Consider the following 21,162-nt stretch of genomic DNA (forward strand, 5'->3'; position numbering starts at 1 on the left):
TTGCATCTGGCTAGCCGCGAAAATACACGCACAGACACAAAATAAGAACATTTTTGTTTTCGTGTTCGTTCGTGTATTTTCGTGGTTTCTTCGTCGGTTTTTACTCGGAAAGTTGCGTCAAATCGAGAAAACCACGCCATATCGAGAAAGTTGGTCTTCCAATTTGCCTTGAAATGCGCTAGCTTGATGCGGGATCGTTGTAAAATCGACGATTGTTTGATCTTTGACAATAGTATTTTTGGGACATCAGATCCGCTCTTCTAAAAGTTCATTTTTGGCGAAAGTTTTTTATTTTAACACTGAGCCGGACAAATGAGATAAATGCTGTTAACACAATAAATTACATGTCCTGAAGGTGTCCTTTGGTAGGAACGAGTAGTAATATTTCCTACTCCGGTAGGAAGAAGTAGGATTTGTCCGGAGCAACAGGCTCGTGAAGGGCCGCAAGATTTGAGCGAAAAGTTTTTTTCGCAAAATCGTGGAACGCGGCTAAAAAAACGATGATAACCGCAATGTTTGCAATGTTTACACCGTTCCACATGGATGTGGAACGCCGTGGAACGCTTGGAACGGCATTTTCCGTGAAAAAAACCGTGGGACAGTGGGACACTTCCAACTTCGAAATTGTGAATGGCAGCAAACTTGCGAAACAGACTGGAATCGTGTCTAATACTTGTTTGCTCTAACGGGCAAAAATTTTGCCGAGAGGAGGTGAGCAAACAAAATGGCATATATTTCAGTAAACAATAACGAATCGATTGAATCAGCTTTACGCAGGTTCAAACGTAAAGTTATCAGTGAAGAGATCATTAAAGATCTCAAAAAGCACGCTCATTTTATTCCTCCGGGTCAAAAGGCAAAGCTTAAATCGGTAAATGCCCGCAAGCGCAACCGACGACGTTTTCGTCAGCAGCGTCCAACGGGTGGCGGCACCGGAACAGGTCCGGGAGCATCGCGTCCGCCGATGGGACAGAATAGGTAGTTAATAACGATAAGTTAAGAGTGAAAAGGTGTGTTAATGAGTAGATCATTCGCCTTTTCACTTTTTTATTTAGAATGAATCGACCACGAATACTGATCACGAACGACGACGGTTATCATGCCGATGGTATATTGGCCATGGAACAAGGGCTGAAGGAGATCGGCGATGTCTTTATGGTCGCTCCTGAGGCCGAAATGAGCGGTGCGTCACACAGCTTGACGCTTGCGAAGCCTTTGCGTATCAGGCAGATAGACGATAGGCATTGGACCGTTGACGGCACGCCGACCGATTGCGTCACGCTTGCTTTGAATCATATACTGCCGAAAGAATTGCGGCCGGATATTTGCTGTTCGGGCATAAATCATGGTGCAAATCTTGGCGATGACGCAACGTACTCCGGAACCGTCGCCGGTGCGCTCGAATCAACGATCCTTGGCGTTCCGGGGCTCGCATTCAGCCTGACGACTCACAGCGATCACGACTTTACGGAATCCGTAAAGATCGCAAAACAGATCACGGAAAAGGCGCTCGCCGATGGCATTCCAAAATGGACGCTGTTGAATGTGAACGTGCCTTTGAGTGTGCCAAAAGGTATTCGTATCACGAAACAGGGTTTCAAAACAGCGCGGCCAGTTATCAGCGAGCATATCGATCCGCGTGGGAAACCATATTACTGGATCGGCGAGTTACGCGAAGGTTTTCGTGCTGAAGGCGGTACGGATTTTGAAGCGATTCATGATGGCTATGTATCAGTTACTCCGATGCGGAGCGATCTGACGAGCCACAGCGGACTAGAGAAATTGAAAAACTGGAACACATGAACGGCACGGCCAGAATTACTGACGAGATGACGATGCAGCGGCTTCGAATGGTCGAGAAGCTTCGCGATCACTACAATATCTCTGACCGGCGCGTCCTTGAAGCCATGGCAACACTTCCGAGACATATGTTCGTTTCGGAAGCGATAAAATCGCAGGCGTATAAGGACAATGCTTTGCCGATCTCGAGCGGCCAGACAATTTCACAGCCGTTTATTGTTGCCAGAATGACCGAGCTTTTGGAATTGACAGGACAGGAAAAAGTGCTTGAAATTGGAGCGGGTTCGGGCTATCAAACGGCGGTCCTGGCATCGCTCGCTCGCAAGGTTTTTGCGATAGAAAGGTTGCAGCCTCTGGCGGATGAAGCAACACGGCGACTACAATCGCTTGGATTTAGAAATTTTTCACTCAAAGCCGGTGACGGCACAGAAGGCTGGAGCACATATATGCCGTTTGACGCTGTTCTCGTCGCGGCGGGCGGGCCGGAAATTCCAGAGCCTCTTGTGCAGCAGCTAAAGATCGGCGGAAAGTTAGTAATGCCGCTTGGCGAAGAACAGGGAAAGCAAAACCTGATTCGCGTCACACGCACCGAAGCAGATTTTACAACCGAGAATTTCGGCCCGTGTGCTTTCGTGCCGCTGATCGGTGAACACGGCTGGTAAGACCGGCTCTGACATTACATTTATGGAATCTATTTTTGATTTTCTTCACCAGATCAAAGACTACCTAAATCCGAAGATCCTGATCGATTGGATGCTACTAAAACTTGGAATCTGGGTCTATCTTGGGCTCTTCCTTATCGTATTTGCCGAGACGGGGCTAGCGATCGGATTTTTCTTGCCCGGCGATTCGTTGCTGGTTGTCGCCGGTTTGTTTGCCGCAGCGGGCAAACTAAATCTTTGGGCCATGCTGGTTCTCCTGTTTGTTGCTGCGGTCGTTGGAGACGCCGTCGGATATTATTCGGGACGCAAGGTCGGGCCTGCAATTTTTAATAGGCCTAAATCTCGTTTCTTCAACCCTAAACATCTCAGGAAAGCCCATGATTTCTATGAAAAGCATGGCGGCAAGACAATAATAATCGCCCGCTTTGTGCCGATCGTTCGTACGTTTGCCCCCATCGTCGCCGGAGCGGCCGACATGTCATATCGACAGTTTGCTCTCTACAACATAGTCGGAGGTTTTGCATGGGTGACCAGCATGCTCTTTGCGGGTTATTTCCTAGGCGGGGTGGTAGAGCAGCTAGTACGAAATGTTTTTGGTGTCGAGGGTTTTCTGCTCGAAGACCATATCGATAAAGTTGTGATCGTCGTCGTATTTCTCTCGATACTACCGATCATTTTTGAATTCATCAAGGCCCGACGTGAAGCAAAGCGCGATGCTGCATCCGTTGAGGGTGAAACAGAAACAGATTTGACTAAGGAGCATGAGTAACCTACACTCAAAAGTTCAAGTTTGACGGGGCGTAGCGCAGTCTGGTAGCGCGCACGGTTCGGGACCGTGAGGTCGGAGGTTCGAATCCTCTCGCCCCGACCATTATTTGAAAGGCCGCTGTAATTGCGGCCTTTTTCATTTATATTGAACTACTGGTAACCGCAGGTAGAGCTACGGCAATTAAGAAAAGGGTCATTAGTCCACTGCTCGTTGTGCGAGTAGTTTGCGGTACTCGGCGAGCCTGTTCGTGATTGCACCATTACTTTTTGTCTTTTCGCTCAGGGTATCTGATTCATATCGCTTGCGGCATTCCTCATAAAACTCTTCGGCTTGAGCAGTCTTGCCGACCTTGAATTTTAGCGACATAGCAGAGCACTTTTGATAAACGACCTGCTCGCTATCTTTGGGAAAGTGCAGGTTTAGGAGTCCGAGCATCTCGTCGAAAAGCTGGTCGGCGGCGAGATATTTGTCATTCGGAGCGGGCTGCGGAACGTTGCGCAAAAACATTTCGTGTAACTGTGCGTATTCATCGTCGGACAATCGATGGAAATAATCTTCAAGCATGTATGGCAGGTTCAGGTTTTTGGGATTCGTTGCACGCATCATGACGATCGCGTCCGACAGCATCTTCACAGCTTCTTCAGAACGCGGCGGCTCTTGAACCCAATAGAGGTAGAGCATATCTTTCGCCAAAAGTTCATGCCAGCCGCCGTAGTATGAGCGGCGTACTTCAAATGCACGCTGGAAGTGAAATTTCGCCTTTTCCCTTCCGCCAGGTTCTTTTCGAGCCATAAATGCATCGCCAAAATGGTGATGCATCTCAGCAAGTACATCCGGCTGGTCGGCGAATTCCGTGTCAATTTTTGGCGCCATGTCGTCGAGAGCGTCTATCACACGAGTCTCGCCTCCGAACGGGTAACCTTCGGCGTACCATTTTGGATTTGCATAGCGGAAGAACTTCATCATAAAGCTGCTGATCTTCTCCGCCTTTTTCTGTTCATCTTTTGCGTTGTCGGATTCGGCAACAGCGACTGCTGCATTCGCATGCGCGATCCGGGCCTGCCATAGAGCTACCGAGATTCCCCCAATCAACGTCGCGAAGATCAAAACGCCCGCAGTTACGGCGATCTTGTTTCGCTTGTAAAATTTATTAAGGCGATAAGAAACAGTAGCGGGCCGCGCCGTGACAGGCTCGCCGTCAATGTAACGCCAAATGTCTTCCGCGAACTGTCTAACTGTCGAATAACGATTTTGCGGTTCTTTGCTGAGGGCTTTCAGCACAATATTATCAATATCACCCTTAAGCTCGTTTCGCTCTACCGAGGATCTTGTATCTTCAGTTTGACTGGGCAATATCGGGTCTTCGTCGGTTATCTCACGTAAGATATCGCTGCTCGATCCCTTTTTGAAATTGTACGGATAGGTTCCGGTCAAGAGTTTGAAAAGAACCATGCCGAGACTATAGATATCGGTCGAGGTTGTTATTCTGCCGCCATCAATCTGTTCGGGGCTCGCATATTCTGGTGTCATAGCACCCATTATGGTTGTGCTGCTGCCGTCTTCGGCAGAATCTAGAGCTTTAGAAATGCCAAAATCAAGCAGCTTTGGAACTCCATCAGAGCTTACAAGTATGTTTGACGGTTTAATATCGCGGTGAACTATCAGGTTCTGGTGGGCGTAACCGACTGCCTCGCTCGCTTTGTTAAAAAGCTTTAATCTTTCAATAAGGCCCAAGCCATGCTGATCACAGTATCTATCGATCGGCACACCGTCGATATATTCCATCACAATGTATGGAATGCCGTCTGTGGTAGTGCCGGTGTCGTATATCGTCGCGATATTGGGGTGACTTAGCTTGGCGAGTATATCGATCTCGCGCTTGAAGGACCGTCGCAGACGATCGACATTAAACTCTCGTTTTAGTAATTTGATTGCGACCTGCTGTTCAAATCGTTCATCGCTCCTTTCGGCAAGATAGACCGCTCCCATTCCGCCCAAACCAAGTTCGGAAACCAGTTTGTATGGGCCGATCGTTTGTCCGTTGCCGACGGAAAGATCCTCGGCATGATCTAAGAGGAATTCCTTTGAAAGCTCTAGTGCGGACTTGTCAAAAATTCCATCGGCGGCATCCTCCAAAGCGAGGAGCGATTCCACCTCGCTTCTGATTTCCGGGCTTATGTGTTGTCGATCCAGAAAATCCGAGCGCGATGGAGGGTCAAGCGCCAGTGCATTCATAAGCAGAGACTTTATCTCTTTCCAATTGTCGATCTGGATATTATCGATAGCCGTAATTCTCCCAATCATAAATGCGTAAGTTCCGGGAATATTCGGACAAAATATTTTGAGCCTAGTTCGAACTGAGTTCGCGGTATAGCCAGATCTTGGCTGTTTGCCATTCCCGTCCGACCGTGCGTTCGCTGATATCGAGCGTGGTTGCGATCTCAGTATTTGTCATGCCGCCGAAAAAGCGCATTTCGACGATCTGTGCTTGTTGCTCATCGATCTCAGCGAGTCTGTTCAAGACATCATCGATGGCAACTATTGATGATGCCCTGTCGCTAACAGGAATTTCTATGTCGTCGAGGGATATGCGCAGCGGATTGTTTCCACGCTTATCCGCAGCGTGAAGACGGGCATGGTCCACCAATATCTGCCGCATAAGATGCGATGCAAAACCGTAAAAATGAGAGCGGTCTTTCCATATGACATTTACTGCATCGCCCATTTTCAGAAACGCCTCATGAACGAGAGCGGTCGGTTGCAGCGTATGGTCGGAACGTTCGCGTGACATCAGGTAGCGGGCCTGACGCTTTAGTTCGTCATAGACAAAGTTCAGCAGCCGCTCGCGGGCCAGTTCGTCACCGTTGTTCCAATCCTGAAGTATTTGCGTGATCTCTGAGGACTCAACTTCAGCCATAACTAAGAAAATACAAGTGAATTAATAGCCATATTTTAGCATTTATACTGTCCAAAGAAAATTTTTTTGATTGTTTTGGCAGAGTTCGTGCCGCTCTTACGCATATCTTGGCAAGGACTACTTTCATTCGAACAATCTAAGGAGATCAACCATGCGCTACGTCAATGCCAAACTGATTCGTTTTATTCTTGTCATCGTTATAACGGCTTCAGCAATTTGTGCCGTCATATTTACACCTACGAACGCCCATGCGAGCTCAAGTTTTACAGAGCATTTCGGTGAGCTGTGGGCAGCGGTGGCCCGAACAACGCAGGGTGCAAAATCAGATTCAACCGGCGTGGCCGAACCCGTAAGCGTAAGGCTGCGTACGGAAACGCTCGGTGCTTGTTCGACGGCACCTGCCAATTTGGTTTCGTGGTATCAGGGCGAAAACAACGCTATTGACTTTATAAATACAAACAACGGCGCGATCCAGGGCAACGTCAACTATACGACGGGCAATATCGGACAAACATTTACTCTCGGCGGAACCGGAAATACATCCGGTGTCGGCGACCGGGTTTTAGTCGGCAATCCGGCTAATTTACAATTACAGGATTTTACTATCGAGGGGTGGATAAAACGTTCCAGCAACACGATCGTTACTAATTCGCCTGTCGCCGGATTTGAGGGCGGAGTATTTTTTAGTTACGGGGCAGGCGGCTACGGGTTTGTTATTGAACAGTCGACCAGTCGGATCGGCCTAACGAAAATTGGAACTTCTGCGGTTTACTCGACTGCCACAATCAGCGACACCAATTTTCATCATGTTGCTGTGACCAAATCAGGCAATCAAGTTACATTTTTTGTTGACGGTGTGGCGGGAGCTCCGATCACTTACAATATAACCTTCACCTTTGGGACCAATGCGGCAATCGGAGCACGCGGCGACAACGATGCTCGAAACGCCTTCTTTGGCAGTATAGATGAACTTTCGATTTACAATCGATCACTTGCAGCATCGGAAATCCAAGCTATCGTCGCCGCCGGTTCCGCCGGAAAATGCTTCACGGTGAATACATTTACGGTAACAAATACAAACGACAGCGGTGCGGGCAGTTTGCGGCAGGCGGTTTTGGATGCAAACGCGGCGACGGGTGTTGATGCGATCAATTTCGACACAGGTGTTTTCAGCACACCGCAGACCATCACGCTGACCAGCGGCGAATTGCTGATCAATGCCAACGTCACGATTACCGGACCGGGCGCGAATCTGCTGACCGTCAGCGGAAATAACGCGAGCAGGATATTTACGATTCCCGAAACTCCGGTCGTCAGTATCAGTGGAATGACTTTGACCAGTGGCAATGGTACCGGCTCTCTATCAACCACCGCGGGCGGCGCGATCTTAAATCAAGGCGAATTGATCTTGAACAATATGGTTATTACCGGCAACACGGCAACCGGCTTCGGCGGAGGCATCCAAACCGATGCTGCTGACCGTTTGACAGTCGCTAATTCGACACTTTCAAATAATACTAGCACAAACCAAGGCGGAGGTATTCAAGCCAACGATCCGCAATTATTAAACATCACCAATTCGACATTTTCCAATAATACAACGGCTCGTGAAGGCGGCGGCTTGTTTGCATCCGCAGCCAGTGGCGGAACTGTTACCATCTCCGGCTCGACCTTCTCGAATAATACGATAACCGCCACAAATTCCACCGGCGGCGGCGGGATTGCTTTCTTTACGGCAACAGCAAGTATTACTAATTCGATCATAAGCGGCAACTCAATAACGGCAGGTCCCGGCGCCGGTGGCGGAATCCGCAAAGCCGGCACCGGAACCATCACAATTTCCTCAACCACCATTGACAATAATTCGACAACCGACGGTGCCGGCGGCATTGTGAATGATGCGACCGGCGGCGGCGGAACAATCAACATAACGAACAGCACCGTCTCAAACAATAGGGCCAACACCGATGCCAGCGCTAATGGCGACGGCGGCGGAATCTACGGAGGCAGCGGCACTTCGATGACGATCTCTAATTCCACCATCAGCGGCAACAGCGTCCTCGGTTTTGCCGGTGCTGCGGGCAACGGCGGCGGCATCTTTATGGACGGCGCGTTGACCTTGACCAACAGCACGATCAGCGGCAACTCAGCCACCAGAGATTGCGGCGGCATTCTTGATAGAGCCCCCGGTGCTGTCGCCGTCAGCTATACAACGATCGTTAATAATGCGGCTGGAAACAACGGCGGCGGTTTCTGCACCTTGGATGCAGGCAGCATTCGTGGCGTCATCATTGCCAATAATACTGCCGTCGCGATTGGGCCGGATGGCGGCGGAAGCTTCAATTCGCTGGATCATAACCTGATCGAGAATACGACTAATTTTACTTTTACCGGAACAACGACAAACAACATCACCGGTCAAGATCCGAACGTCGGGCCATTGCAGAATAACGGCGGTGTGACATTTACACACGCATTGCTGCCGGGCAGCCCGGCTATCGATAAGGGAGCGAGTGGTGCATTGACAGAAGATCAGCGACTGCAGACAAGGTTTGTTGATAATCCGAATATTACAAACGCCTCCGGCGGTAACGGTGCCGACATCGGAGCATTTGAGGTTCAACCGGCGGTGCAGTTTAGCTCAGCCACTTATTCTGTTGCTGAAAACAGTGGGACGGCAACGATCACGGTCAATCGCGTTGACGGCAGCGAAGGCGTGGATTCGGTCGCCTATACCTTGACTAACGGAACTGCGACCGGCGGAGCAAGCTGCGGCGGCGGGGTGGATTACATCAATACACCGGGAGTGGTGACACTCAATGCAGGCGAGACAAGTAAGACGTTTGACGTCACGCTTTGCAACGACAGCTTGTTCAAAGGGAGCGAGACGGTAAATCTTGCATTGTCAGCACCGATCGGAGCAACGCTCGGAACTCCGACAGCGGCTGTTCTGACCATACTAAACGATGACACGCCGACTCCGACAAACACGGCCACATCGACTAATACAGCAACCGCGACGGCAACTGCAACCGGCACACCTACAACATTTGTAGTCACGAACACCGATGACAGCGGCACAGGCAGTCTGCGGCAAGCGGTGTTGAACGCAAACGCGGGGGTAGGACCGGACTTTATCACTTTTGACCCGGATGTTTTCAGCACTCCGCAAATCATCACGCTGACGTCGGGCAATATCGTTTTTACCAACAGCGTCAATTCGAATGTCACGATCACTGGCCCAGGAGCGAATCTACTAACTGTTAGCGGCGGCGGAACGAGCAAGATCTTTTCGAACCTCGAAACGGCAGTAGTTTCAATAAGCGGCATGACGCTGACAGGAGGCAACGGCGTCGGCATCAGTCCCGGAAACACCTTTGGCGGAGCGGTCTATAATCAAGGCGTTATGACGCTGACAGATATGGTCATCACAGGTAACACGGCGGCGTCAGATGGCGGCGGAGTTTACAATAGCACAAGCGACAGTATGACGATTATTGGCTGCGTTATAACTAATAATACCGCGGCTAGCCAGTCAGGCGGCGCTCACAATCATACGAGTGCGACCATGACGATAACCGATTCAACCATCAGTAATAATGTAGCTAACGCTCCTGCTGGAACGGGAGTTGGCGGAGGTGCTATCTATTCCGAAGACGGATCTACACTATCGCTTACCAACTCTACGATAAGCGGCAATCAGGCACTATCATCCGGCGGCGGTATTGTGGCTGATTCGATAACTCTGACGGTGACCAACTCAACGATTAGCGGAAATTCGTCCGCTGGAAGGGTCGGCGGTGGAATAGCGTTCGACATTGATAGTACTGCGACCATTACAGGCTCGACAATAAGCGGAAATACAGCAGCCACAACAGGCGGCGGCCTAAATATTGAGGCTGACACAAATAACCTGATTACGATCACAAATTCGACGATTAGCGGCAATTCCGCACCTAACGGCGGTGGTATTTTCCGCGGAGCAGGAGCATCCTTGGCCGTTACGCTCAGTCACACGACGGTTGCTAACAACACCGCAACCACCACTGGCGGCGGCATCAGCGGCACGATGAATCTCGGCAATACGCTTGTCGGTAACAACACCGCCACAACGGGTCCCGACTATGCCGGAACTCTTAATTCAAATGACTACAATTTGATAGAAAACACCGCTGGAGCGACTGTTACCGGAACGACAACAAACAACATAACCGGACAAGATCCAAATCTTGGGACGCTCGCCGATAATGGCGGTGTGAGATTTACTCATGCTCTTAACACCGGTAGTCCTGCGATCGACAAAGGAGCGAGCGGTGCACTAACAGCCGACCAGCGCGGGCAGACACGGTTCGTTGATAATCCAAATATCACAAACGCTACCGGCGGAAACGGCTCGGATATAGGAGCATTCGAGGTTCAGCCTTCCGTGCAATTTAGCTCGCCAACTTACGCTAACAATGAGAACAGCGGATCTGCGACGATCACGGTTGATCGCGTTGGCGGCAGCGAGGGCGTCGATACGGTCAATTACGCCACGAGCAACGGCACTGCTACTGGCGGCGCCAGCTGTGGCGGCAGTGTTGATTACGTTAATGCATCTGGAACATTGAACTTTAACGCAGGCGTTACCAGCCAGACATTTAATGTCACACTTTGTCCTGATTCTTTGTTTAAGAGCAGCGAAACTATAAATCTCACATTGTCGTTGCCAGTCGGAGCAACTCTTGGCACCCCAACAGCGGCTGTGTTGACAATTCTTAACGACGACACGCCGACGCCGACAAACACTTCAACCTTTACACCGACATCAACATCCACAAATACAGCAACCGCTACATCGACGAACACACCGTCTGCTACAAGCACAGCAACCTTTACACCGACAAACACGGCAACAGCCACAGCGACGTCGACAAACACCGCAACGCCGACGCCGACTGCTCCGGTAGCGATCAGCGGAACTGTAACATACGGCAATGCAATTCCGGCAGCGACGCGGTTTGTGTCGAATGTGCTGATGAGCGGAGTCGGGTCGCCGAATGTATCGACAACGACTAGTTTTCCGGGAGGGACATATTCGCTCACAGGCTTTGGAGCGGGTTCATACACCGTCACGCCTACAAAGACGGGAGCGATAAATGGAGCGATCTCATCATTCGATGCGGCAAGAATATCGCAGCATGCAGTAGGGCCGCCTAATCCGCAGTTGACCGGCAATCAGCTGCTTGTGGCGGACACAAGCAATAACGGCACGATCTCTTCGTTCGATGCCGCACAGGTTGCCGGTTACTCGGTTAACAGCCCGCCGTTCGGCCAGGCCGGACAATGGAAATTCCTGCCTGTAAGCAGAACGTACGCCTCAGTGGCCAGCAGCATTGCCGGCGAGGATTACAGTGCACTGCTCATGGGCGAGGTTACAGGTAACTGGACGAACACAAATGCAAGGACTGCAAACGGCCCTGAGCGTGAGATCGCAGTTACCGTACCAAATCTTGCGACACCGGCGGATGACGAGGTGATAGTTCCCGTAACTGTACATGGAGCAATGAACAAAGGGATCATCTCGTATGAATTCGACCTAAGGTATGATCCGACTGTCATACAACCTCAGGCCGAACCGGTCGGTGTCGCAGGAACTGTAAGCGGAAGGCTGTCTTTTGCGGTGAACGCCAAAGAACCGGGCCTTCTCAGAGTCGCGGTTTACGGCCCAGTACCAATTGCTGAGAACGGAGTTCTGCTGAATCTCAGATTCACGGCGGTTGGAGCACCGGGTTCGGTATCACCGCTCACGTGGGAGAGGCTTGTATTTAACGAAGGCGATCCAGGCGTAACAGCTGCCGACGGACAGGTAGAATTGTCGGCAGCATCACCAAACAGTGCTGAGATAACGGGCCGTCTGCTAGATGCGATGGGACAGGGCATTCCGAATGCCCGCGTTATCTTGACAGACTCGACTGGTCAGCGTCGCTCTACGATCTCCAACGGTTTTGGAGTTTACAGGTTTGGCGGCTTGCAGGTCGGCCAAACCTATACAGTCAGCATTGAGTCAAGACATTACGCCTTTGATCCGCTGACCGTCAGCATCACCGGTCAAATGCTAAGCCTCGATTTGATCGCAGAGAAGTAGGAGAATGAAACCATGTCGAGTTCTCCATAAGATACTGTTCCTCTCGATTTTAAAAAAAAGAGTATGTCTGAAATTCGCTTGCGGGTTTCAGATATACTCTTTTTGTGACCTCATACTGATTCTGGAATCGTTACCTTTGCCGGTCCAACTCAGCAAGCTTCTTATCAACCATAGCCAAAAATGGCGATACTCCCTCCTGCACGGAAGATCCTTGTTTACAAACCTCATAGTGCTCTTCAAAATCCGCCCATTTTTCCTGCACGGCCAAAGTGTAGGCGAGTTTACACTCCGCGGCGAAAATCGCTGAGTTATCTTCTTTGTAATGGAGGCGAAAAACGGGCAGAGATTCACGCAAATATCTTTCGGCGATCTGATAGCTGTTTTCGTCCGTTGGCGGAATAACGGCATTTCGATAAGGTTCGTGATATTTTTCGTATCTTCCAGGCAGAACCAAATATGCGGTATAAGCCTCGAGCATGTATGGAAAATTGAGGTTGTTTGGATTGGTTTCGCGCATCATCTGGACCGCGTCCGCTAAAACGCGTGCCCGCTCCTGATCGTCATTTCCCAACAGGTAATAAGAGTAGAAAATGTCTTTGGCGACGAGCTCGTGCCGATTACCGTAGAATTGTTTTCTCAGTTCCAGTGCGCGTAGCGAGTGGAATTTTCGTTTTTGGCTAAAAGTTCGATCCCACTCAGCGTCGCCCTCACGTTTTGGGATAAAAGTATAAACCTCTGCAAATTTATGATGAAGTTCTGCCTGAATGTCGGCTTGGCCCTCAAACTCCGTATCGATCTTTTCGCCCATATCATCAAGGACATCGATCACCCTCGCTTTACCGCCAAACTTTGAACCTGCGGCGTACCATGCCGGATTTGCATACGAGATGACCTGTGCCATGAACTTGCTGATCTTTTCTGATTTTGCTTGTTCAGATCTGGCATTCTCAGCTTCATTCTCCGCAGTCCGCTGGGCCTCAACAGCGATAGCCGCCTGCGCACGTGCGGTGTTTGCCTGCCAGAGCGACACTGCAGTTCCGGCGATGATACTTGCCAAAATAAGGCTTCCGGCTGTAACAGCCAGTCTATTCCGCTTGAAAAATTTGCTCAGTCGATATGAAAGGGTCGCCGGCCTCGCGGAAACAGGTTCGCCGTCGATAAACCGCCAGATGTCTGCTGAAAACTGCTCCACGGTTGAATAGCGTTGCCGCGGCTCTTTGCTTATGGCTTTCAGGACAATGTTGTCGATGTCGCCCTTTAGTCGTAACCGATCTATCGATCTAGGCTGATTTGGGTTCCGCGCCTTGCTCGGCGGCACCGGATCTTCAGCGGTTACCTCACGCAAATTTTCGATACCGTATTTCTGCTTAAAGTCGTAAGGAAATGTTCCGGTCAACAGCTTGAACAGCACTACACCGAGACTATAGATATCAGTTGTAGTAGTGATGCGGCGGCCGTCGAGCTGTTCCGGGCTAGCGTATTCCGGCGTCATAGCGACGAATAATGTCGCTACCTGCGCATCTTCGACAGTTCCCAGCAGCTTCGAAATGCCGAAATCGAGAAGCTTTGGATTTCCCTCTGACGTGACAAGGATATTTGACGGTTTGAGATCGCGATGGACGATGAGATTTTGATGGGCAAAGGCGACGGCGTCGCATGCCTTATTAAAGATCTTTAGACGTTCCTTAAGCCCGAGATCATTTTCAGAACAGTATTTATCTATCGGCAACCCATCGACATATTCCATAACGATGTACGGAATGCCGTCGTCTGTCGTACCGGTATCGAGCATCGCCGCGACATTTGGGTGAACGAGTTTTGACTGTATCTCGATCTCACGGCGAAAGGACTCACGTATCTTTCCCGCGTTGAATTCGCGTTTCAGCAGCTTTACCGCGACTTTCTGGTCAAATTTGCCGTCGCGACGCTCAGCAAGATAAACAGCACCCATGCCGCCGAGTCCCAGTTCCGAAACTATGCGGTAAGCTCCGATCTCCTGCCCAGCCATTTTGAAAGGCTCCTCAGGCTCATCGTCAAAAAAATCTTTTGAATACTCTAGAGCTGATGTTTGGAGGATCTCTTCGGCATTACCCTCAAAAGCCAACAGAGATTCGACCTCATTTCTGATCTCGAAGCTAACAGGCTGCTTTTTCAGAAATGCATGGCGCTCTTGCGGATCGAGAGCAAGCACCTTCATCAGGAGGGCGTTGACCTTTTCCCATTCTTCAGCTTGAATCGAGCCAGTTGACATTTTTCTCCTCTAACAAGGAAGCGTAAAAAACGGAGAAATCGAGCCAAGATTTTTTTCTGAGGTCACTTGCGGCTAAACTCGCGGGCGAGCCATATTCTTGCAGCTTGCCATTCACGGCTTACAGTGCGTCCACTTGTTTCGAGTGCAACAGCGATCTCCTCGTTGGTCATACCGCCAAAGAAGCGCATCTCGACGATGTTAGCCTTTCGTTCGTCAAGTAGAGCAAGTCGGTCCATAACTTCATCGATCACAAGTATTGAACTGGCACGTTCTTCAAGAGGAATATCAATATCATCAGTCGATAGCCGGATCGGAGTGCTGCCTCGTTTTGCCGCAGCATGTTTACGGGCATGATCGACCAATATCTGCCTCATCAAATGCGATGCGAACGCATAAAAATGTGAACGGTCTTTCCACGCGACCCTGTCGCACTCGTTCAATTTCAAATAAGTTTCGTGAACAAGCTCGGTCGGCTGCATCGTATGTTCCGCCCGTTCGCGCGACATCAGATACCGGGCACGACGTTTCAATTCGTCATACACAAATTTTAATAGCCGTTCTCGCGCGAACTCATCACCGCTATTCCATTCCTGCAATATATGAGTGATCTCTACAGGTTCGGCATTGCTCATAAAATCCCTATTTACAGTGGTTTCGAGGATGATTCTACCTCAAGTCCAACTTAATGAAAAGATTTTTGGCGAACATTTGATACATTTCACGCTTATATCTCAAACACCCTGATTTTTTTAAGGAGAATCACAGTCATGAAAACAATGCCGGGCCGTAATAGCCAGAATTTCCGTTTTTGCCTTTTGGGCATCACCTTTTTTGCCGTTTGCCTACTTGCGAATGTGTCAGTAAACGCACAGGCGACATTTACCGCGGCGGCGAGCGGCGACTGGACGACGCCTGCAACGTGGACGTTCACTGGTACGGATGGTGACGGAGTTCCGGACGGTGACGACGTCGTAACGGTTCCGAATACGCGGGTCGTAACTATCACGGGCGCGCAGACGGTTCGGAATCTGACAGTTAGTGCTGGCGGAACCGTAACTGCAGGCCCGGGGGCAACATTGACATTTAGCGGAACGGGACCGTCGAGCTCGCTGACAAATTCTGGAACGGTGAACGGCACCGGTTCTCTCATCCTTCAGGGTACTTCGTCTTGTAGCATTGGCGGAACTTTTACTGCTCCTCTAACAATCGCTAACGGCACTACCTCAGTATCGAGCAGTACGATAGGCGGTTCGTTCACCGTACAAAACGGAGCTACGGTCAATTCAACCAATCAGTCATTGGTTTTCAATGGTAATTTGACGGTGGACGCAGGCGGAACGATGACCAAATCGTCAAGCGGCATCAATTTTAACGGGGCCAATCTCGTTAACAATGGAACGATCACCGGCGGTAGTTTCAACTTCATGGGAAGTGGAGCACAAAATCTATCCGGAGCAGGAACAATTACCGCCGCCATCGTGGTTTTCAACGGGTCCGTTGCGACCCTTGCGAGCGATGCAACCTTCGGCAACGGAAATGTAACGGCGACCAGCCTTGCCCTCAATACGGGCGCTATAGTTGCCGTTGGTGGAAACACGCTTAATCTGAATGGCGTCTCTGTGACCGGGCAAGGAGCAACTAACGGGATGGGGTCCGTTCGATTTCAAGCCGTTTCATCGCTGACCAGTACAGCTAACCAAACCGCACCGGTTGTCATTGCCAGCGGCACAACGACGGCCAACGGCACCCTCGGCGGGTCGCTCACCGTTTTGAACGGCGCAACGCTTAACTCGATCAATTTAAGCCTCACCGTTAATGGTAACCTTACCGTCGACACGGGCGGCACGATGACCAAGACATCAAACACTGTTACCGCCAGCGGTGCAAACATCGTCAACAACGGCACGATCACAGGCGGCTCATTTACTTTCGTGGGCGGCGCATCGCAAACCTACTCGGGAACAGGAACGCTCACCGCCGGCATCACTGTTTTCGGGGGCACTACTGTTAGCTTTACAACCAACGTAACGATCGGCGATGGTGCGACACCTACATCTATCGCGCTTAGCACGGGCGGCACGATCGCCATTGGAGCAAACACGCTGACTATCAACGGCGGAAGTTTGTCGGGTGCCGGGGCAACAAACGGTGCCGGATCGATCCGCTTTCAGGGAAGTTCCACATTGACAAGCAACTCAAATTTTACTGCCCCATTTGTGATTGAAAGCGGCACGACGACAAGCAACGGCACTATCGGCGGATCGCTCACCGTCTTAAATGGAGCAACTCTCAACTCGATCAACTTAAGCCTCGCGGTTGTCGGAAACCTTACGGTCGACTCCGGCGGCACGATGACCAAAACCTCCAACACTGTAAGCGCTAGTGGGGCAAACATCGTCAATAACGGGACAATAACCGGCGGCAGTTTTAACTTAACAGGCAGCGGAACACAGAATCTCTCGGGAACGGGGACATTTACAGTAGCCATGACGGTTTTCAACGGGTCTGTTACAACCCTTGTAAGCGACCTAAAGATTGGCGACGGCGTGGCGGCATCGTCTCTGTCGGTCAGCACCGGTGGCACGTTTGCGGTCGGCGGATTCACGTTGACACTCAATGGGGTTAGTGTTGGAGGCGCCGGCGCATACACGAGTACCGGCGCGGGGGTGATCCGCACGCAGGGTACCTCATCACTCAATGTCGGAGCTAGTTTCACAGGTTCCCTACTGATCGACAGCGGCACAACAACGGCTTCTGGAAGCACGATCGGCGGGTCACTCACCGTAAATACGGGGGCGACATTTAACTCGACGAATCAAACGATAACCGTGCTTGGCAATCTTACCGTAAACGTCGGAGGGACAATGACAAAAACCTCCGCAGCTATCAATGCCAATGGAGCCAATATTGTAAACAACGGCACTATCACAGGCGGAACCCTTGTTTTTGGACGAAGCGGGGCACAAACCCTCTCCGGCACCGGAACCACGGCTGCTGCGGCTTCGATACTAAGCGGTTCGATCGTGACGCTCGCGAGTAACCACCAACTAAATACCCTTGCCGTAAATACGGGTGGCACGTTCGCAACTTCGACATTCATGGCTTTTTTAAACGGCGCCGGAACAGCGTTAAGCGGAGCTGGAACGATTGCAAACGTCAATGTCACATACAACGGTACGGCGGCTCAGACGGTTCAAACTGTAGGTGTAAGCTACAACCAACTCGGAATCGACAACACAGCCGGGGTCACGCTGTCGGCGGCAGAATCGGTTGCGTCGCTGCTCACTCTAACAAACGGCACATTTACCAACGGAGCATTTTTGACACTGGCTGCTAATGCAACCATCGCCCGTGGAAACGGCACGTTGGCTGCACTGCCGACCTTTTCGGGCGTAATAAACATCACCTATTTCGGCAGTAATCCGATCGCAACCGGAAACGAGATCCCTCCGTCCAATACCATTGGCAATCTTACGAATAACAACACACATACTGTTACTTTAAGCAACAGCCTTACGGTGAACGGCAACGCGTCGACGTCCGCGGGTTCGACCTTAAGCGGCGGCGGCGGAATTGCATTGACTTTCAATGGTACGGTTTTTTCAAATGGCGGAACCGAATCGGTTCCGACCACGACATTCAGCGGTGGAACACAATCGATTCTAGGAACCGGAGCATGGACCGGCAGCGTGTTTCAGATTACAGGTACATCGAATACATCACTCGCGAACAACATAACGTTCAGCAATGGCTCCTTCTCCGTCGGGAGCGGCACAACCGTCGCCACGGGCGGCAACGTACTTACGTTTAACGGCACAACATTTACCAACAGTGGAACCGTAACCGGTGCTGTTCGAACTACGGGAGCAAATGTCGGCCTTAATGCCGGAGCAAGCGGATTTAATGCGTCACTTACCGTCAACTCCGGCACCACTGATGCACAAGGCACGGTGAACTCGACCTTGACCGTCGATGCGACCGCAACTGCATTAACGGTCCCAGCAGCGCAAACGTTAACCATCATCGGCAATGCAACCGTTGGAGCGCCGCTTAGCGGTTCCGGAACGTTCAGAGTTAACGGTGCAACATTTACCAATAATGCCGGCGTATCAGTCAGTTCATTTGTTTTTGGCGGGGCTGCTCAATCGCTTGCAGGAACGGGTAGCTTTACGGGAAATATCGCAACCATACTTAGCGGCTCGACCACAACGCTGGCAGTCGATAAGCAAATGGGAGCAGTCACGATCAACACCGGTGCAACATTCAATATCACAAATCGGACTCTCTTGCTCTCAAATGCAGGAACGGCTTTAAGCGGCTCCGGCACATTTACCGTCACTGGCAGCACGGTCGAATACAACGGCTCGGCTGCGCAGACCTTAGCCGGATTTACGCCATACAACAATCTCAACATGAACAATGCGGCCGGCGTAACGGGCTTTGCCGGGCTGACCGTAAACGAATTGCTGCGTGTCAAGGCAGGTACATTCACGAGCAGCAGTACATACAAAAACGTTCAGATAGACAGCGGATCTACTCTTGCCGGAACCAACGGAACGACTATCAATGTCAACGGAAACTGGGTTAACAACGGCACCTTTACCGCAAACACCAACACTGTCAATTTCAACGGTTCAAGTGCTCAATCTATTGGCGGCACTTCGGCAACAACATTTAACAACTTAACGATCTCTAACGCCGGTTCGGGCGTCAGTCTCATCCAGAACGCTGCTGCCAACGGCGTCCTTACGCTGACAAACGACTTCAACACTGGATCAAACATTCTGACTATGCCCTCTACCGGAACTTCGACCGGCGTAGCAGATGTCATCGGAAACGTAAAACGCACAGGATTTACTGGCGGCGGAGCAGCCCTCAGCTTCGGCAATCCCTTTAACAGCATCGCATTTGCAGTGGGTGGAACATTGCCAACCGAAGTTACCGTCAACATGACAAAAACACAGCCGTCCGGTTTTGCCAATGCTGTCACGCGATCATATACAATTACACCCACAGGCGGCACTGGATATTCAACAACCGTGCGGCTGCATTACCTTGACAGTGAACTCAATGGGAATACGGAAGCGACGCTAAAGCTTTTCAGATTTATCGGATCGTGGGTTCAAGTTGGAGTTTCGGCAAACAACACTACTAATAATTGGGTTGAGCAGACCGGTGTAACGCAGTTTTCACCATGGGCTATCAGCACTAACGGTGTGCCCACGCCAACCGCAACAAACACACCGACATCAACATCCACAAATACAGCAACCGCTACATCGACGAACACACCGTCTGCTACAAGCACAGCAACCTTTACACCGACAAACACGGCAACAGCCACAGCGACGTCGACAAACACCGCAACGCCGACGCCGACTGCTCCGGTAGCGATCAGCGGAACTGTAACATACGGCAATGCAATTCCGGCAGCGACGCGGTTTGTGTCGAATGTGCTGATGAGCGGAGTCGGGTCGCCGAATGTATCGACAACGACTAGTTTTCCGGGAGGGACATATTCGCTCACAGGCTTTGGAGCGGGTTCATACACCGTCACGCCTACAAAGACGGGAGCGATAAATGGAGCGATCTCATCATTCGATGCGGCAAGAATATCGCAGCATGCAGTAGGGCCGCCTAATCCGCAGTTGACCGGCAATCAGCTGCTTGTGGCGGACACAAGCAATAACGGCACGATCTCTTCGTTCGATGCCGCACAGGTTGCCGGTTACTCGGTTAACAGCCCGCCGTTCGGCCAGGCCGGACAATGGAAATTCCTGCCTGTAAGCAGAACGTACGCCTCAGTGGCCAGCAGCATTGCCGGCGAGGATTACAGTGCACTGCTCATGGGCGAGGTTACAGGTAACTGGACGAACACAAATGCAAGGACTGCAAACGGCCCTGAGCGTGAGATCGCAGTTACCGTACCAAATCTTGCGACACCGGCGGATGACGAGGTGATAGTTCCCGTAACTGTACATGGAGCAATGAACAAAGGGATCATCTCGTATGAATTCGACCTAAGGTATGATCCGACTGTCATACAACCTCAGGCCGAACCGGTCGGTGTCGCAGGAACTGTAAGCGGAAGGCTGTCTTTTGCGGTGAACGCCAAAGAACCGGGCCTTCTCAGAGTCGCGGTTTACGGCCCAGTACCAATTGCTGAGAACGGAGTTCTGCTGAATCTCAGATTCACGGCGGTTGGAGCACCGGGTTCGGTATCACCGCTCACGTGGGAGAGGCTTGTATTTAACGAAGGCGATCCAGGCGTAACAGCTGCCGACGGACAGGTAGAATTGTCGGCAGCATCACCAAACAGTGCTGAGATAACGGGCCGTCTGCTAGATGCGATGGGACAGGGCATTCCGAATGCCCGCGTTATCTTGACAGACTCGACTGGTCAGCGTCGCTCTACGATCTCCAACGGTTTTGGAGTTTACAGGTTTGGCGGCTTGCAGGTCGGCCAAACCTATACAGTCAGCATTGAGTCAAGACATTACGCCTTTGATCCGCTGACCGTCAGCATCACCGGTCAAATGCTAAGCCTCGATTTGATCGCTGAGCAGTAAAAAATTATTCCTAATAACAAACAAGAAAGGCGACTCGGAAATTTCCAAGCCGCCTTTCTTAATATTA

The 21,162-nt window shown here is 50.8% G+C and carries 11 protein-coding genes and 1 tRNA gene; 8 read left to right on the top strand and 4 right to left on the bottom strand.

Annotated features, from left to right (window positions below; all coding sequences use genetic code 11):
- Positions 1 to 500: 500 nt before the first annotated feature.
- From IPL32_11445 to IPL32_11470, 6 genes are all read left to right on the top strand, one after another.
- Positions 501 to 686, top strand: coding sequence for a hypothetical protein (locus IPL32_11445; GenBank protein MBK8466436.1), 186 nt, complete (start codon positions 501 to 503; stop codon positions 684 to 686).
- 38 nt (positions 687 to 724) lie between these two features.
- On the top strand, positions 725 to 982 hold the full coding sequence (locus IPL32_11450; GenBank protein ID MBK8466437.1) for a 30S ribosomal protein S21: 258 nt from the start codon (positions 725 to 727) through the stop codon (positions 980 to 982).
- A 74-nt stretch (positions 983 to 1,056) separates the two neighbouring features.
- Positions 1,057 to 1,803, top strand: coding sequence for a 5'/3'-nucleotidase SurE (gene surE, locus IPL32_11455; protein ID MBK8466438.1), 747 nt, complete (start codon positions 1,057 to 1,059; stop codon positions 1,801 to 1,803).
- A 26-nt stretch (positions 1,804 to 1,829) separates the two neighbouring features.
- Positions 1,830 to 2,462, top strand: coding sequence for a protein-L-isoaspartate(D-aspartate) O-methyltransferase (locus tag IPL32_11460; protein MBK8466439.1), 633 nt, complete (start codon positions 1,830 to 1,832; stop codon positions 2,460 to 2,462).
- Between the two features lie 22 nt (positions 2,463 to 2,484).
- Complete coding sequence (locus IPL32_11465) at positions 2,485 to 3,231, top strand: VTT domain-containing protein (GenBank protein MBK8466440.1); 747 nt, start codon at positions 2,485 to 2,487, stop codon at positions 3,229 to 3,231.
- 25 nt (positions 3,232 to 3,256) lie between these two features.
- Positions 3,257 to 3,333 (top strand) — tRNA-Pro (locus tag IPL32_11470).
- Between the two features lie 93 nt (positions 3,334 to 3,426).
- On the opposite strand, the gene IPL32_11475 is transcribed toward IPL32_11470, so the two are convergent.
- On the bottom strand, positions 3,427 to 5,535 hold the full coding sequence (locus IPL32_11475; GenBank protein ID MBK8466441.1) for a serine/threonine protein kinase: 2,109 nt from the start codon (positions 5,533 to 5,535) through the stop codon (positions 3,427 to 3,429).
- Between the two features lie 43 nt (positions 5,536 to 5,578).
- Positions 5,579 to 6,148 (bottom strand): sigma-70 family RNA polymerase sigma factor, encoded by a 570-nt coding sequence (locus tag IPL32_11480; protein ID MBK8466442.1) that lies wholly within the window; start codon positions 6,146 to 6,148, stop codon positions 5,579 to 5,581.
- Between the two features lie 151 nt (positions 6,149 to 6,299).
- On the opposite strand from IPL32_11480, the gene IPL32_11485 reads away from it, so the two are divergent.
- On the top strand, positions 6,300 to 12,275 hold the full coding sequence (locus IPL32_11485) for a right-handed parallel beta-helix repeat-containing protein (GenBank protein MBK8466443.1): 5,976 nt from the start codon (positions 6,300 to 6,302) through the stop codon (positions 12,273 to 12,275).
- A gap of 130 nt (positions 12,276 to 12,405) precedes the next feature.
- Here the strand turns inward: IPL32_11485 and IPL32_11490 are convergent, their stop codons facing one another.
- Positions 12,406 to 14,526 carry a serine/threonine protein kinase gene (locus tag IPL32_11490; protein ID MBK8466444.1) on the bottom strand — a complete coding sequence of 707 codons (2,121 nt, stop codon included), beginning with the start codon at positions 14,524 to 14,526 and terminating at the stop codon, positions 12,406 to 12,408.
- A gap of 62 nt (positions 14,527 to 14,588) precedes the next feature.
- A complete protein-coding gene (locus IPL32_11495; protein MBK8466445.1) occupies positions 14,589 to 15,158 on the bottom strand; it encodes a sigma-70 family RNA polymerase sigma factor in 570 nt (189 codons plus the stop codon).
- Positions 15,159 to 15,293: 135 nt separating this feature from the next.
- Between IPL32_11495 and IPL32_11500 the strand changes: the two genes are divergently transcribed.
- Positions 15,294 to 21,095 carry a hypothetical protein gene (locus IPL32_11500; GenBank protein ID MBK8466446.1) on the top strand — a complete coding sequence of 1,934 codons (5,802 nt, stop codon included), beginning with the start codon at positions 15,294 to 15,296 and terminating at the stop codon, positions 21,093 to 21,095.
- Positions 21,096 to 21,162: the final 67 nt, after the last annotated feature.

This window comes from Chloracidobacterium sp., assembly GCA_016711345.1.
Lineage (GTDB): Bacteria > Acidobacteriota > Blastocatellia > Pyrinomonadales > Pyrinomonadaceae > OLB17.